This is a genomic window from Mesorhizobium waimense (assembly GCF_003601975.1).
Taxonomy (GTDB): Bacteria; Pseudomonadota; Alphaproteobacteria; order Rhizobiales; family Rhizobiaceae; genus Mesorhizobium; species Mesorhizobium waimense.
The window spans coordinates 218,596-234,432 of the sequence record NZ_QZWZ01000005.1; the positions used below are offsets into that span (position 1 = coordinate 218,596).

Annotated in this window: 15 protein-coding genes; 4 read left to right on the forward strand and 11 right to left on the reverse strand. The window is 61.2% G+C overall.

Annotated features, from left to right (window positions below; all coding sequences use genetic code 11):
• The first annotated feature begins 139 nt into the window (after positions 1-139).
• Both D3227_RS09075 and D3227_RS09080 read left to right on the forward strand, forming a co-directional pair.
• Positions 140-784, forward strand: coding sequence for a DUF47 domain-containing protein (locus D3227_RS09075; RefSeq protein WP_120013774.1), 645 nt, complete (start codon positions 140-142; stop codon positions 782-784).
• Positions 784-1,788, forward strand: coding sequence for an inorganic phosphate transporter (locus D3227_RS09080; protein ID WP_120013775.1), 1,005 nt, complete (start codon positions 784-786; stop codon positions 1,786-1,788). The genes D3227_RS09075 and D3227_RS09080 overlap by 1 nt, the downstream gene beginning before the upstream one ends.
• A gap of 303 nt (positions 1,789-2,091) precedes the next feature.
• Here D3227_RS09080 and D3227_RS09085 read toward each other — a convergent pair whose 3' ends face one another.
• From D3227_RS09085 to D3227_RS09105, 5 genes are all read right to left on the reverse strand, one after another.
• Positions 2,092-2,775, reverse strand: coding sequence for an SGNH/GDSL hydrolase family protein (locus D3227_RS09085; protein WP_120013776.1), 684 nt, complete (start codon positions 2,773-2,775; stop codon positions 2,092-2,094).
• A gap of 90 nt (positions 2,776-2,865) precedes the next feature.
• Positions 2,866-3,819, reverse strand: coding sequence for an ABC transporter permease (locus D3227_RS09090; RefSeq protein ID WP_120013777.1), 954 nt, complete (start codon positions 3,817-3,819; stop codon positions 2,866-2,868).
• Positions 3,820-3,822: 3 nt separating this feature from the next.
• The gene (locus D3227_RS09095; RefSeq protein ID WP_120013778.1) at positions 3,823-4,785 is read right to left on the reverse strand and encodes an ABC transporter permease; all 963 of its coding nucleotides are present in this window, start codon (positions 4,783-4,785) and stop codon (positions 3,823-3,825) included.
• An 8-nt stretch (positions 4,786-4,793) separates the two neighbouring features.
• On the reverse strand, positions 4,794-6,305 hold the full coding sequence (locus tag D3227_RS09100; RefSeq protein WP_120013836.1) for a sugar ABC transporter ATP-binding protein: 1,512 nt from the start codon (positions 6,303-6,305) through the stop codon (positions 4,794-4,796).
• Between the two features lie 85 nt (positions 6,306-6,390).
• Positions 6,391-7,470 carry an ABC transporter substrate-binding protein gene (locus D3227_RS09105; RefSeq protein WP_120013779.1) on the reverse strand — a complete coding sequence of 360 codons (1,080 nt, stop codon included), beginning with the start codon at positions 7,468-7,470 and terminating at the stop codon, positions 6,391-6,393.
• A gap of 318 nt (positions 7,471-7,788) precedes the next feature.
• Here D3227_RS09105 and D3227_RS09110 point away from each other — a divergent pair, with 318 nt between their 5' ends.
• On the forward strand, positions 7,789-8,439 hold the full coding sequence (locus tag D3227_RS09110; RefSeq protein WP_120013837.1) for an SGNH/GDSL hydrolase family protein: 651 nt from the start codon (positions 7,789-7,791) through the stop codon (positions 8,437-8,439).
• 78 nt (positions 8,440-8,517) lie between these two features.
• Complete coding sequence (locus tag D3227_RS09115) at positions 8,518-9,588, forward strand: ROK family transcriptional regulator (RefSeq protein WP_245451704.1); 1,071 nt, start codon at positions 8,518-8,520, stop codon at positions 9,586-9,588.
• A gap of 7 nt (positions 9,589-9,595) precedes the next feature.
• On the opposite strand, the gene D3227_RS09120 is transcribed toward D3227_RS09115, so the two are convergent.
• The 6 genes from D3227_RS09120 to D3227_RS09145 form a co-directional block, all read right to left on the reverse strand.
• The gene (locus D3227_RS09120) at positions 9,596-11,482 is read right to left on the reverse strand and encodes a bifunctional sugar phosphate isomerase/epimerase/4-hydroxyphenylpyruvate dioxygenase family protein (protein ID WP_120013838.1); all 1,887 of its coding nucleotides are present in this window, start codon (positions 11,480-11,482) and stop codon (positions 9,596-9,598) included.
• Between the two features lie 2 nt (positions 11,483-11,484).
• Complete coding sequence (locus tag D3227_RS09125; protein WP_120013839.1) at positions 11,485-11,934, reverse strand: type II 3-dehydroquinate dehydratase; 450 nt, start codon at positions 11,932-11,934, stop codon at positions 11,485-11,487.
• Positions 11,935-11,954: 20 nt separating this feature from the next.
• Positions 11,955-13,256 carry a TRAP transporter large permease gene (locus D3227_RS09130; protein WP_120013781.1) on the reverse strand — a complete coding sequence of 434 codons (1,302 nt, stop codon included), beginning with the start codon at positions 13,254-13,256 and terminating at the stop codon, positions 11,955-11,957.
• Positions 13,253-13,771 carry a TRAP transporter small permease gene (locus D3227_RS09135; protein ID WP_245451705.1) on the reverse strand — a complete coding sequence of 173 codons (519 nt, stop codon included), beginning with the start codon at positions 13,769-13,771 and terminating at the stop codon, positions 13,253-13,255. Before D3227_RS09135 ends, D3227_RS09130 begins: the two co-directional genes overlap by 4 nt.
• A gap of 72 nt (positions 13,772-13,843) precedes the next feature.
• Positions 13,844-14,830 carry a TRAP transporter substrate-binding protein DctP gene (gene dctP / locus D3227_RS09140; protein ID WP_120013783.1) on the reverse strand — a complete coding sequence of 329 codons (987 nt, stop codon included), beginning with the start codon at positions 14,828-14,830 and terminating at the stop codon, positions 13,844-13,846.
• A 19-nt stretch (positions 14,831-14,849) separates the two neighbouring features.
• The gene (locus D3227_RS09145; RefSeq protein WP_245451706.1) at positions 14,850-15,776 is read right to left on the reverse strand and encodes a shikimate dehydrogenase; all 927 of its coding nucleotides are present in this window, start codon (positions 15,774-15,776) and stop codon (positions 14,850-14,852) included.
• Positions 15,777-15,837 lie beyond the last annotated feature (61 nt).

Below are 15,837 nucleotides of genomic sequence, written 5' to 3' on the forward strand. Positions count from 1 at the left end.
ACACTTCTACCAACTGCTGGAGAAGTCTGTTCATAACTCTGCCGTGGAACAACGCCGTTTAGCCGGCTATGAAGGGGAACCTCGCCGCCTGCAATGGGGTATGTAGCAACGGTTGTCCTGATTCCTGAAAGGAGCGGCCATGCTGAACTGGTTCCGAGCGCTGCTGCCGCGAGAGGACAAATTCTTCGATCTTTTCGCCGAGCATTCGCGCATCGTGGTCAGCGGAGCGGAAGTCATGCAGAAGCTTCTGGCCGGTGGCGAGGACGTCGACCGATACTGCAGGGAGATCATCGAACTGGAAGATCAGGCCGATGCCATCGCCGACAAGGTTCTGACCGCCGTCCACAAGAGTTTCATCACGCCGTTCGACCGCGGCGACATCAAGGATCTGATCCAGTCGATGGACGATGCCATCGACATGATGCGCAAGACCGTGAAAACCGTGACGCTGTTCGAGCAGAGGAGCTTCGACCCGAAAATGCAGCAAATGGGTGCGCTGATCGTCGAGGCGGCCAGGCTCAACGCCGAGGCGATTCCGATGCTCGCCAAGGTCGGCACTCATGCGGCGCGCCTGCAGGCGTTGGTCGAGAAGGTGACGGGCATCGAGGGCCGCGCCGACGACCTTCACGAGCAGGGCCTGAAGGATCTGTTTGTCCGTCATGGCAAGACCGATCCGATGGCCTACATGATCGGCAGTGAGATCTACGGCGAGCTGGAAAAGGTGGTCGACCGCTTCGAGGATGTCGCCAACGAGATCAGCGGCATTGTGATCGAAAACGTCTGATGGATGCCTCGCTCGCTTTCCCGCTGCTGGTCGGGCTGATTGCCGTCGCGCTGTTCTTCGACTTTCTCAACGGCTTGCACGACGCCGCCAATTCGATCGCCACTATCGTCTCGACGCGGGTGCTTAGGCCGCAATACGCCGTGTTCTGGGCGGCCTTCTTCAATTTCATCGCCTTCCTTTTCTTCGGCCTCCACGTCGCCGAAACACTGGGCACCGGCATCATCGATGCCAGCGTCGTCGATCCGCGCGTCATCTTCGCGGCTCTCGTCGGCGCCATCGTCTGGAACATCGTCACCTGGATCTACGGCATCCCGTCGTCAAGCTCGCATGCGCTGATCGGCGGCATGATCGGCGCCGGTGTCGCCAAGGCGGGCGGTGACGCGGTGGTGATCGGCGGCGTGTTGAAGACCACCGCCGCGATCGTGCTCTCGCCGCTTACTGGCTTCGTCCTGGCATTGACGCTGGTGCTTGCGGTCTCCTGGCTGTTCGTCCGCCAGTCGCCCTTCGCCGTCGACAGCACCTTTCGCGCGCTACAATTCGTGTCGGCATCGCTCTATTCGTTGGGCCACGGGGGCAACGATGCGCAAAAGACGATGGATATCATCGCCGTGCTGCTCTATTCGCAAGGCCAACTCGGCGACTCCTTCTATGTGCCGTTCTGGGTGGTCATTTCCTGCCAGGCGGCCTTGGCGTTAGGCACTTTGTTAGGCGGCTGGCGCATCGTCCACACCATGGGGACGCGAATCACCCGGCTCAATCCAATGCAGGGGTTCTGCGCTGAGACCGGTGGTGCCATCACGCTGTTCATGGCGACCTGGCTTGGCATCCCGGTCTCCACGACCCACACGATCACCGGCGCGATCATCGGCGTCGGTGCTGCCCGCCGTGTTTCGGCTGTCCGCTGGGGCATTGCCGGCAATATCGTCTGGGCTTGGATCATTACCTTGCCGGCTACGGCCATGATCGCCGCGCTTACCTACGCGGCCATGGGTCCCTTTGCGTAACGCAGCTACCGGAAGCACGGAACGAACCATTCGGTGAAAGACGTGAAGATCAAGCGGCCAACGGTTGTTTGCTAAGTGGTGCGGCCATAGGTTAGCCCCCGCGAGGTGCTGACCGTCATGGGACGGCACATTTTCAGGGGCCGTTCCTTTTCAGAGCGCAGTCTGACCCGTCAGCCTGGGATGCCAATTAAAATACGGGGCCAAACTCATCGTTCGGCCCCGCATTTTGTGTATCGTGGGAGAAAGGGCGATACACCCGCGCTCCGCCGGCCTGTGTGCCGCAAGCCGTCGAGCGATGCGGCTTCAGGCGGCAGTGCTGACCTTGCTTGGCTCGAGAATCGATTTGACCTTGTCGGCGACCGCGCGGCCCAGCTCGGCGTTGTTTCCCGCCGTAAAATGGATGCCGTCGACACCATCCGTGGTGACGAAATCGCCGGCATTCAGGAAATCGATCTTCATGAAATCCGCCATCGCCTTGTATTGCCTGGCCAGATCCTTCGACTTCTCGTGGCCCCCGCCGAACATGCCCTCGAACCATGGGTCGGGCATAGGCGTCAGCGGCGGCGGCGCAATGACCAGTGCCTTCGGGGCAGGATAAGGGGTGCCGACACCGCCTGCACTGGTCAAGATCTGCCCGACCAGTTTCGCCATTCCATTGGCGATCTCGTAGGGCGTGCGGCGAAAATAGGATTTCGTGTCATTGGTGCCGAGCATAACGATGACCAGATCCAGCGGCAGGTGGCTGGCAATGGCCGAGGGCAGATAGTTCGCGCCGTTCAGGCGCGGATCGTTCGGGTCGTCGAGGCAGGTCGTGCGTGCGCTCAACCCCTCTTCGATGATGTGATAGCCCGCTCCGAGCGCCGCCGCCATGACGCCCGTCCAGCGCTGATCATAGGGGTAGCGGTGGGTCGGCGATCCTTCCTTCACTGGAACCCAGCCCCAGGTCAGCGAGTCGCCGTAGCACATGATGTTTTTTGGCGATGACATCCATGTTTCTCCATCTATTTGCAGTTGTCTGAACGCGCAGTTTTATTGGTCCCGTCAAAGCGGTGCTGGCTTGCCTTTCGCCGTGTCAAGTCAGGGGGTTCGCACGCGCACTCCGTAGAAGATCGCCGCGCCGAGGATGATGACGCCTTGGGCGATGAGTTTCCCCGGTTCATCGATGCCGAGCACCGTCATCACCACGAACAGCAGCGCAAAGCACAGCGCACCGAAGAAGGGCCCCCAGACGCCGCCGTCGCCGCGACCGAAGACGACGCCGCCAAGGATCGTTGCCGCGACAGCCAGGATCGGCAGATCGAGACCAACCCGGACACTGCCGACGGCAATCGAACCGGTCTGCACGAGGGCCGCGATCGCCGCGATCAGCCCAGCGAGCGTATGTGCCAGGATGACGGTGCGCTGGACCGGCACACCGGAAAAATGGGCGGCTTCGGCGTTCTCCCCGACAGAGGCGACGTAGCGGCCAAACACGGTCTGCGCCAGAAGCAGCCACACCGCGGCGGTCAGCAGTATCCAGAACAGCACAGGTGTCGGAACCGACAGGAACTTCGTGTTGTAGAGGTCATTGAACAGCTTCGGCACGTCGCCGGGCGGATTGCCGCTCGACAGGTACTGCACCAGCCCGACCAGGATGATGCTGACGGCCAGCGTGACGATGACAGCCGACACTCGCCGGTTGCCTATCATGAAGCCGTTGAACAAGCCGATGGCGAGGCCAGTGGCGAGTGCCAGCACCACGAAGAAGGGCAGCGACGCGCCGGGGAAACTGCCCGACGAGATGAAATAGTTGATGAGCAGGATGACGCCGCCGCCGGAGAGGTCGATCGACTTGACCCGCATAACGACGAGCTGTCCCAACACCAGGATGCCGAGCGGAACGATCTGCCTTATGAAGATGCCCATGATGTTTAGGTTGAGCATGTTTGGCCGGGCGAGCCACAGCGTGGCCAGAAGCACGAGGAAAACAAAATAGGACGGCGGTATGCGCAGCAGACGCCGGGCAATCGGATTTGCGAGAACGGCAGCCATCTCTCAGAGCCCCATTTTCTTGCGGGATTGCAGCCCAACCACCGCCAGCAGGATGCCGCCCTTGATCGCCGTCTGGACAAAGGGTGAGACGTTGGCGAGGTTCATGCCATTGGCCAGCAGCGCCATGACCAGTGCGCCGATCACCGTGCCGTGCAGGCTGCCGATGCCGCCTGAGAGCTGGGTGCCTCCCAGTGCTACGGCGGTGACGGTGTCGAGTTCGAAGAGCAGCCCGACATTCGGATCGCCCGATACGATGCGCCCGGCCAGGAAGACACCGGCAACGGCCGCAAAACAGGAGCAGATGACGTAGGCAAGGATGATGTTGCGTCGATCGGAGACGCCGAAGTTGCGGGCAGCACTCTCAGTGCCGGAAGCGATGCCGCCGCCGATCGCAAACAGATGCAGCCCGTACCGCGATCCGTAGAGCAGTTTCCACGCGACCAGGATCACGACGATGCCCCAGAAGAGCGGATAGGGGATCCCGAGCAAACTGCCTGAGACGGCTCCGATGACGGCCTCCGGCACGGTGCCGCCGGAGACGGGACGCAAGATGCGGGTGATGCCGAGCACGATATACTGCGTCGACAGCGTTGCGATGATCGGATGGACGTTGAAGCGGGTTATCGCCAGGCCGTTGATCAGCCCGATGAGTGCGGCCAGCAAGAAGACCGAGGGGATCAGGACGATGGCCGGCTGGCCCAGCGCCAGCACCGCCGTCGTGAAGCTGATGACCGAGCCGACCGAAAGATCGAGCCCGCCGATAAGCACGACAACCAGCTGTCCGATCGCCGCGATGATCAGCGGCATCGCCTGGGCAACCAGGTTGAAGAGGTTTTCAGCCGTTGCGAATTCAGTCGTCTGGACAGTCAACCAGAGCGAGATGAGCAAGGCGACCAGCAGCGGCAGGCCCCACAAGCCTTGCCGCGTGTTTCGGGCACTTAGGATGGTGAACAGCGAACGGTACATTCAGGCCTCTAATGCTGGCGCATGGAGCCGCCCATCAGGGCCGCATCGAGAATCTTGTGTTCAGTCGCCTGCGCTGCCGGCATGTCGGCAACGATGGTGCCGTCGTGTACGACGTAGATGTGGTCGCAAAGACCAATCAGCTCAATCGTCTCGCGCGACAGCACCAGCACGGCGCCGCCCTTGCGGGTGAAGTCGCGCAGCAGATGGTAGATCTCAGATTTGGCGCCGATGTCGACGCCGCGGGTTGGCTCTTCCACCAGCAGAAGATCCAGGTCGGCTGCCAGGTAGCGGCCGAGCAGTACCTTCTGCTGATTGCCGCCCGACAGGGAGCCGACCGGAGCGGATGGGCCTGCCGCCTTGATGTTCATGGCGTCCATCATGCGGGCAATAACGCTTCGATACGATCGCGCCAGGGCAAGTTCGGATCGCCTCGAATGCAATCCGATGGCGATGTTGTGGGCGACCGGGAGCGAGAGGAATAGCCCCTCTTCCTTCCGGTCCTCGGGCACGAAACCGACCCTAAGCTGCTGCAAGCGCCGAACGCCAGCGGATGTCGGGAGCGGCATTTTGAGCGTCTTGCCGTTGATGGAAATCGTCCCGGCAAAGGGATGGTAGCGACCGATCAGGGATCGCAGGAAACGCTGCTGGCCCTGCCCTTCCAGCCCGGCCAGGGCAACGATCTCGCCTCTGTGCAATGTCAGCGACAGCGGCCGCGACGTTTCGGTGATCTTGAGATTCTCGACGCGCAGAATCTCGTCGCCTTTCTCGCCCATGCGTACAGGAAAAAGGTCCTGGAGTTCGCGTCCCACCATCATGGCGATGAGTTCGTCAGTGGTAATCTCGGACACCATTCTGGTGCCGACGAGCGCCCCATCCTTCAGCACCGTCACCGTGTCGCAAAGCTCGAAGATTTCCTCCATGCGATGCGAGATGTAGACGATCGCCTTCCCCTTATCGCGCAGGCGTCGGATGTTGCGGTTGAGCACGTCGACATCGGCTGCGTTGAGAGCCGCGGTCGGCTCGTCCAGAATGAGCACGCTGGCATCGGCCTGGATGCAATGCGCGATCTCGACGAATTGCCGCTCGGCTATGGTCAGGTTGGAAACGAGTTGCGTCGGTTCGAGTGTGAGGCCGAGTTCGCCAAGCGCCTTGGCGCTCTGTCTGTTCATCGCGCGATAGTCGATCGAGCCAAGCCGGGTCATCGGCTCCCGGCCCAGAAACATGTTTTCGGCGATCGACAAATTGGGCAGCAGCGAGTGCTCCTGGAAAACGGTCGATATGCCGGCATCCAGGGCGTCGCGCGGCGACTTCAGATCGAGCTTTTCGCCGTTCATGAAGATCTCTCCGGAATCGGGCCGGTGCACGCCCGCGAGGATCTTCATCAACGTCGATTTGCCGGCGCCGTTCTCCCCCATCAAGGCGTGAACGGTGCCCGCCTTGAGATCGAGCGAAACGGCGTGAAGCGCCCTGCTTCCCCCGAATGCCTTCGAAATGTGGGACATCTCGATAAGATTGGTCACGGAGCCCTCGAACAAACCTGCTTCAACTGATGGAGCGGCCTGCGGGGAATGGTAGTCCCCTCCCCGCAGGCGGTGGCTTTCGCCGTCACTTCTTGCCGTAATATTCCTTGAGCTTGTCCTCAGGCAGTTCGCTGGGCCACCAGACGTTGGCCGTCAGGTCGTCGCGATAGTATTTTGCGGCCTTGTCACGATCCCAGCCGTCGGGGTTGTAGACGTAGCGCTTGTAGAGCTGCTTGCCTTCGAGCAGGTCGACGGCGGCACGCACACCGGCAGCGCCTTGGGCAGGGCTGTATTCGGGAGAGATCGACTTGAATCCGTCCGTAATCCACTGGCCGAAATAGCCGTTGTTGCCCTCGCCCGAGATCGGCGGAATGGGCGTGCCGAACTGCTTGAAAACGTCGACGCAGGCGCGCGTCATGTCGGCGCCGGACGACCAGATGCCGTCAACCTGCGGATTGTTCAGATAGAGCGTCTCACACAGCTTCTTGGCCTTGTCGTACTGCCAGTCGCCATGCTCCTCGGCAATGATCTGCACATGCGTGCCCTTGAGCGATTCCAGCAGGCCGTTGTAGCGGTTGGTGTCTTCCGGATGGCCGGCCAGGCCACGCAGGACCCAGATCTTGCCGTTGTCGCCGACGGTCTTCACCAGCCAGTCGCCCATCACCTTGCCGAAGTGCTCGGCGCCGCCCTGGATTTCGGTGGTGTAGGCATCGGAATCGATGCGGCCGGTGTGAAGAATGACGGGGATGCCGGCGGCGACTGCCTTCGCGATGCTGGCGTTGGCCGATGTGCTCGTAACCGGCTGGACGATGATCGCGTCGACATGCTGCGCGATCAGGTCCTCGATATCCGCGACCTGCTTCTTTTGATCAAAGCCCGCATCCAGCAGGATGAACTTGGAGATGCGCTTGTCTTTTGCCGCTGCATTTTCGGCCTCGTGCGCCACCTGCACGGTCCAGGTGTTCGCGTTCACGCCGAAGTCGCTCATTCCGATGACCCAGGGCGGATCCTTCTTGAACGCGCCGGCCGCGGTCATGCGCGTGTCGTTGGGACGCGGCGTCACGCCGTCCATCAGCTTGACATCCTCCGCATGTGCCAAGGACGTCGCGACAAGCGCGGACGCAACGAGCACTCCCAGACCGACGATTTTCAGCAATCCTAGCATTGAGCTCCTCCTTGTGGTTGCTGCGCCCGTACGGACGCACGGGCCGCGAGACGCTCTCCCAATGCGCACTCGGCGTTGCAGTCCGACCGACGCGCACAGATCTCCCGCCCCCGAACACGTGTGGTTCGAGGTCCAACTGGGTTGGACAGTTGTGACGGTTGAGAACTCCTCCGGGCACTTTAGAAGCACAGCGAAATGGGCCTGTCAATAGTTAGTCATGTTGAATGACTATTCCCTTGCTTGCCTTTCAACGCTCCGCTATCCATCATGAATGTCGCTCGCCGGCATCGGCGCGCGGTCAGTCCCGGCGGGAAAAACATGCGATCAGTCTTGTGCTATGGCGACTCCAACACGCACGGCCAGATTCCCGGCAAGGGACCGCTCGAGCGCTACGGTCCAGATGAACGCTGGCCGGGGATACTGCGTGCTCAGCTGGGAGCCGACTGGTACGTCATTGAAGAGGGATTGAGCGGTCGCACCACCGTCCACGATGATCCGATCGAAGGCGCCCACAAGAACGGCCGAACCTATCTTCGTCCTTGCCTGCAAAGCCACACGACGCTCGATCTCGTGATCATCATGCTCGGCACGAACGACCTGAAGATTCGCTTCAACAAGCCGCCATCGGAAGTGGCGATGGGCATCGGCTGTCTTGTCTACGACATCAAGGAGCTGGCGCCTGGTCCGGGGGGCACCACCCCCGAAATCATGATCGTGGCGCCACCTCCGATGCAGGACGACGTCAAGGAATGGAAGTCGATCTTCGCTGGCGCTCCGGCGAAATCGCGTTTGCTCGCCCTCGAATACGAGGTTCTCGCGGACTCCCTCGAACTGCACTTTTTCGATGCCGGTTCTGTTGTGTCCTGCAGCGAAGCGGACGGGTTTCACATCGACGCCGAAGCTCACAGACTGCTTGGTACGGCACTCGCCCGCGCGGTCGATGCCATCGGCTGGAGCCGCTCGACATGAGCAATCAGACCGCCAGGCAACGCGCTCTTACCGACGGGGCAACCCTTGCCTGATATGAGATTCGCACCACCCAATCCCTTGCGCATCGCTGATCGTGCGAGCGGATTGAATGCATTGAGCGTCCGCAGCTACAACGAGCGGCTGGTGCTGTCCTTGCTGCTTCAGAACGAAGGCATATCGCGGATGGAGATCGGCGAGAAGACCGGCCTGTCGGCACAGACCGCCTCGGTCATCGTCCGCTCGCTCGAGCAAGAAGGCCTGGTCTCGCAAGGCGAGGCGCAACGTGGGCGCGTGGGGCCGCCGACGAAACCGCTTTCGCTCAATGCGGAGGGTGCCTATGCGGTTGGCGTTGGCTTCAGCAGGCGACGGATCGACATCGCGCTCATCGACTTCATTGGCACCGTGCGCTTCCACAAGCAGTTGCCAGCCGAGGAAGCCAACCCCTTTCCGCAGAGTGCCGATTTGCTGCAGGCGATCAGGGAGGCAATGACGAGCCTGCCGGTCGAGGCGCGCTGTCGGATCGCTGGCGTTGGGCTGGCTGTTCCGGACGAGGTCGACACCTTGGCGGCAAACCGCAACGGATCGAGCACGTCACTCAAGACCTTGCAGGGCGAGATCGAAGAGCAGATCAAGCTGCCGGTCTTCGTGCAGAACGACATCACCGCGGCAGCTGGCGGCGAAAGCATGTTTGGCGTTGCAAAGCCGCTGAACGACTACTTGTTCTTCTATCTAGGAGCCAGGCTGCAGAGCAGGCTCATCCTCAACCACCAAATCTACAAGGGAAACTCCAGCGCAAGTTTTGATCATGGTCTCATTCGTCTGGAGACCGAACTGAGTGCGCGCGGTCAGCCATCCGAGATCATCTGGAGCAGCAGCCCGGAATGGCCTGACCTCGGAGCGGCATATACCGAATGGTTGGATGAATGTTCCAACCGTCTGAAGGTTTCGATCTCTGCATTGAACCAGTTTGTCGAGTTCAGAACGGTCGTGCTGTCCAGCTATGCGCCGCAGAAAATTGCCATGGCATTGTGCACTGATATCAGCCGGGAATTTGCGAACATCGAAGCATTGCCGGCGCGTGTCACCATCAGCCCGAAAGCCGTTGGAGCGGCGAGCCTGCCGTTCAGTTCACGCTTCATGATACAGTGATTGACGATCAGGCCCCTGGCATGCCTTTTGGCCGCAGTGTTCGCTTCTGGGCGGCAATGCGCAACGGTGCATTGGCTGCCCCGTAGCCCCGATAGCCCCGACGCTCGACGACCTCGAAGAAGAAGCCTTCGCCGTAGGTCTGGCTGTAAAGCTGGAAATAATCGCCGCCCTCATCCCGATCGAAGAGGATGTTTCGGTTTCGCAACCGGCCCGTGAATTCCGGTTCGAGACCGAGACGTGCTTCGAGATCGTCATAGTAGTTCGGTGAAATTTCCAACACATTGAAGCCGAGCTCGGCCAGGCGATCGGCGGTCTGGAAAATATCGCGGCTGGCGAAGGCGAGATGCTGTACGCCCGAGCCGAAGCTCTCAGCGACAAAATGGCCGGCCAGCGTCCTGCGGTTCTCCGCACCGTTCAAAATAAGCCGAAGCAGGCCACCATCGTCGCTCTCCACGACCTGGCTGCGCACGACGCCGGCCGGATCGATCACATCCACCACGGGCAATTTTCTCGTCCTGAAGATCGATGTGTAAAAAAGCAGCCAGGTCAGCATCTCCTCATAGTTCATCGATTGAGCGAGGTGGTCGATTGCCATCAGCCCGGCATCGTCGCCGGCATCGTTGACCGGTTCGAATTCGATCTCCCAGACTTTTGCCAACTCGCTCTTGGCGTCGATGAAATAGATCACGCTGCCCCCGACCCCGCGTATTGCCGGTATCGCCAGCTCATCAGGGCCATGGCGCTGTTCAAAGAGCTCGGCGCCCAATGCGCGAGCGCGGGCTACGGTTGCGGCCGCATCGTCGACTTTCAATCCGAACGCATAGGCAGAAGTGCCGTGAACGAGGTACGAGGAGTGTGCCAGCCCTTCCTTTTCGGTGTTTATGACAATGTTGATGTCGCCCTGGCGAAACAGCACCACATCCTTGTTCTTGTGGCGGGCGATCTGCGAAAACCCCATGGCACGCAGCAGCAGCACCAACTCTTCAGCCTCGGTCTCGTTTGCGGCGAACTCGACGAATTCGATGCCGCTGACCGCGACACGTTCCGGCAAGACCGGCACGTCGATCGCGATGTCCGGCTCGGCGCGTGCAACTTGGTCCATGAGGTAGATAAGGGACCTGTGGCCATCGACCGCGATAGACCTGGGCGATCCACCGCGGAACTGGTCGTTGAATATTTCGAGCGACAACGGCCCGCTGTAGCCGGTTGCCGCGACCGCTCGCATGAAGTCGACTACCGGCAGGTCGCCTTCGCCCGGCATGTTCCGGAAATGGCGGCTCCAGTACAGCAGGTCCATGTCAATCAGCGGAGCGTCGGCAAGCTGGACGATGAAGATGCGATCGCCGGGGATGGCGCGGATCGTCTCCAGATCCAATCGTCGGGCCAAGGTGTGGAAGGAGTCAAGGATCAACCCGATGTTGGGATGGTTCGCCCGCCTGACGATCTCCCATGCGTCGCGATGGTCACTGATATGCCTCCCCCAGGCCAATGCCTCGTAACCGACGCGAAGGCCGCGTCTCTTTGCCCGTTCGCCAAGGTCGCGGAAATCGTCGGCGGCACGGTCGATACCGCCTACCGCCAGCGGCGAGACGTTGGAACACACGAGCATCAGCTCCGTGCCGAGTTCTTGCATGAGGTCGAACTTGCGTTCCGCTCGATCGAAGGCGCGCGAACGTTGCTGTTCGGGCATTCCTTCGAAATCGCGGAAAGGTTGGAACAGTGTGATCTCCAGGCCATGATCCCTGATCATACGGCCGACTTCGGCAGGGCTGCCGTCGAAGGCAAGAAAGTCATTCTCGAATATTTCCACGCCGTCGAAGCCGGCCGCAGCGATGGCCGCGAGCTTCTCGCGTAAATCGCCGCTGATCGACACGGTGGCGATGGAGGTCTTCAAGGTCATGACACCTTCGATGCCGCCGCTTGCAGATCCAAGACCGCACGAACCGCGACAGGATAGCCGCGCGGGCCTAGCCCTGCGATGACCGCCGTCGCGACCTTCGACACGTAGGAATGGTGATAGTGGGCCTCGCGCTTGTGAATGTTCGAGATGTGGAGCTCGACGATCGGGCCGGAAAACATCTTTAGAGCGTCGAGGATCGCAATCGACGTGAAGGAGAGACCCGCCGGGTTGATGACGATCCCGGCTCCCTCGTCGATCGCTTCGTGGATCCAGTCGATGATCTGACCTTCGCTGTTCGACTGATGGAAGCGGATGGGTGTGTCGCCAGCCGCATCGCGGCAGAAGGCCTCGATCTCGGCCAGCGTCGTCGTGCCGTAGATTTCCGGCTCGCGCTTGCCGAGTCGGTTCAGGTTCGGGCCGTTGATCACATAGATGGGCTTCGCCATGACGGCTCCTTTGTCTTCGATCAACCCTGGTAACCCAGCAGCCGGGGCAGCCAGAGCACGAGCCCCGGGAGAAAAGTGATGAGAACCAGCGAAGCGATCATCGCCCACAGGAACGGAAGCACGTCGCGGACGATGTCTCTCAGCGGTACTTCGGCGATCCTGGTCATGATGAACAGCAGCAAACCATATGGCGGCGTCACCAGGCCGAGCATGATGTTGACCACCACCATCACGCCGAAATGCACCATGTCGATGCCGAGCGCGCGCGCCGTCGGGATCAGGACGGGCACGATCACGAGCAGAATCGTGGTGCCTTCAAGCACGCAGCCGAGCAGCAGGAGCAGGCTATTGACCAGGATCAAGAAGCCGATCGGCGAAAGATCCCAGCTTATGAGAATGGCCTTGATCGATTCCGGGATGTTCTCGACGGTGACCACATAATTGAAGACCAGAGCGCCGGCGATCAGCATGCCGATCGAGGCCGAGGTGCGCGCGCTGGCCAGCACGGACTGGTAGAAGTCGGCGAAGCTGACACTGCGGTAGAGCACGACAGAGATGACCAGAGCATAGGCCGCGGCCACGGCCGCCGCTTCGGTCGGCGTGGTGGCGCCGGTGTAAATGCCGCCGAGCAGGACGACCGGCATCATAAGCGAGGGGAAGGCACGCCAGGTAATGCCCGGCAGTTCGCGCAGCGGTGTCGGCGTCTCAACCGGAAAGTTGTTGCGCTGCGCCTGGTATGCCACGATCCCCATCTGCGCCGCCGCCATCAGCAGGCCGGGGATGACGCCCCCGAGGAACAGGTAGCCGATCGAGGCATCGGACACGAGCGCGTAGATGACCATGGGGATCGACGGCGGGATGATCGGCCCGATGACCGAGGTCACAGCCGTCAGCGCCGCTGCGTAGCTCGGCGTGTACTTGCCGTCCTTGGTCATCATCATCTGCATCATCTTGCCGGTGCCGGCAGCATCGGCGATGGCCGATCCCGACATGCCCGCAAAAATGATGCTCTGGACGACGTTGACGTAGGCAAGCCCGCCCCGGAACCGGCCGACCACGGCATCGCAGAAGCGCAGCAGGCGTTCCGTCATCGAGCCGATGTTCATCAGCTCAGCAGCCAGGATGAACAACGGCACGGCGAGGATGATGTAGTTGTTGTACATCCCGTTCAGCAACTGCTCGGCCGCCGTCCCCATATCGAGCCCTGCCAGCAGCAGATAGAGGATCGAGCCGGCGATCATGGAGTGCCCGATCGGCAGCCCGAGAAAGGCAAGCACGGTGATCGCGACGACCGAGATCGAGAACGGACTGGCGAAATTCATACACCCGACCCCGCCTTGGTGGGATCGAACTCCTTTGGCGCCTTGCCGAACACGGCCTGCCAGGACAGCCAGAGGTAGCGGAGAATGATCGCCACGACGAATATGATGTAGATCGAGAACAGCCAGTCGAAGCGGATCTTCAGATAGGCGGTCTTTTCGACCTTCATGAACGTCACGTAGTCGAGCACGGCTGGAAACGAAATCGCGTAAAGCGCAATCAGCGATGTGGCCGCGATGAGGAACATGATGCGGCGAACACGCGGTGGGGCCGATGCGTAAAAGAGATCGAAGCGGATCTCCTCCTCCTCGCGGACGACGAAGGCTGCACCCCACAGCACCAGCCAGATCCACAGGATCACGCTGATTTCGTTGGTCCAGCCGATCGGCATGTTGAGCAGGTAGCGAAAGACGATCTGCAGCAGGAATGCCGCGAACATTGCGGCCAGCATGACGGCGAGGACGTTTTCGGCGCGCCGGTACAGCCAGCGGCCGAGGTTTCGGAGCGAAGGGTTCACGCGCGATTCTCCGCCTGTGAAAGCCATCAGTGGGATGGAGGAGGCGCGGCGAATGCCCGCCGCCCCTCCGGCTTAGAGCGCGTTGATCTTGTCGACCATGCCGGCCGGCCAGTCCTTGGCGAGGTCCGACGACAGGTATTTCTCCTGAGCGTATTTGCGGAACGCAGCGATGTCGGGCTCGTAGAGCTTGAGGCCCTTGCCCTTGAACAACTCGACCAGCTCTTTCTCGCGCGCAAGATGCTTTTGCGTGCTGAATTCGATGGCGGCGTCGGCGGCGGCCTGGAACTTCGCCTGCCTGTCGGGGCCCATGTCATCCCACACCTTCTTCGACACGGTCAGCAGATCGAAGCCGACCAGGTGCGCGGTCAGCACGATCTGCGACATGACCTCATAGAACTTCATGTTCTCGACGTTCGGCAGCGGATTGTCCTGGCCGTCGATCGCGCCGGTCTGCAGACCAGTGTAGACCTCGGCGTAAGCCATCGCGACGGGATTGGCCCCGAGCGCGGCGCCGAGGAACTGCCATGCGTCGCCACCCGGCATGCGCAGCTTGATGCCTGCCATGTCGGCCGGCGTGGTGATCTTCTTGTCCGGCTTTAGGCCTATCTGCCGGGCGCCGAAATAAGTCGGCCCGAGCACGCGCACGCCAAGCTGGTCCTCGGTCATCTTCTTCATCTCTGCGCCGAGATCGCCGGCGAAGAAAGTTTTCAGATGCGCGGCGTCGCGGAACAAATAGGCAGCGGTGACAATCGACCATGCCGGGATCTGCTTGGAGATATCCTGCGGTGCGATGTTGCCCATCTCAAGATTGCCGCGCTGCAGGGCGACGAGCTCGGTACCCTGCTTGAACAGATTGCCGCCGTAGTAGCCCTCAAAGACGAAGTCGTCCTTGATTGCGTCGGCAAACATTTTCATCATGTCGGCGCGGATGTCCTGTTCGGAAAACACGGCCGAGAAGCGCAGCTTCGGCTTGTCCTGGGCGAGTGCCGGAAAGGCTGCCGTCGTGGCGAGCACGCCCGCCCCGATCAGGAGTTCCCGGCGTGTGGCATTGAAAGTCATGTTCCTTCCTCCCTATTGGCTATTGTCCAAGTCCTGTGTCTGCTGGGTCACGGGCGCTCCCAAAGGCGGCAAACGCCGCCTTCATCCGTTCAACGTCGGGCGCAAGCCCGGTGAAAAGTTCAAAAGCCCGCACGGCCTGGAAGACGGCCATTCCCTCGCCGCTGAGCGTGCGGCAGCCTCGTTGCCGTGCCTCCCTGAGCAGTTCCGTTTCGAGCGGCAGGTACACGATGTCGGCGACCCAGCACTCCGGTCGCAACAGATCTGCGGCGATCGGCATGCCGGGCAACTTTGCCATCCCGACCGGCGTCGCGTTGACGATGCCGTCTGCGCGAGCGGAGGCCGCAGCGAGGTCCGTTACCACCTCCACCTTTTGCGTGCCGCCGGCCGACCCAAGCCGGCACGCCAGCGCTTCGGCCCGATCAGTCTGCACGTCGGTTAAAAGCAGCGTTTCGACGCCACTTTCCAACAAAGCGTAGGCCACCGCGGCGCCGGCGCCGCCGGCTCCCAGCAGCAGCACCTCGCGACGCTTCTGTCCGGCCAGCCCGTGGCGGAAACTCTCCTTGAACCCCCATTTGTCGGTGTTGTGGCCGATGCGCCGGCCGCCCCGGAACACCACGGTATTCACCGAGCCAAGGATCTCGGCCGCCTCGGAAAGCTCGTCGAGCAGCGGGATGATTTCCTGTTTGTAGGGGAATGTAACGTTGAAGCCGGTGAAGCCGAAGTGCCCGGCAAAGGTGATGAGATCGCCCAAAGGTGGGGCAGTCTCGCCCATGGTTTCGGTATCGAGCAGCGTATAAACGAAGGAGAGCCCCCGGGCGCGGCCTTCCGCCTCGTGCATCGCGGGCGTCCGGGAAAGCTGAATTCCACGCCCAAGCAAGCCAACCAACATGCGGCGCGACCCAGGAGACGTTTCCCAGTTCTCGGCGGCGGTGGCCAACAGGGCCAAGCGATCCGCCCAAATCGAACTGGGCACACTTTGTACCAGTCAGTTAATTTCGTCAACAGCT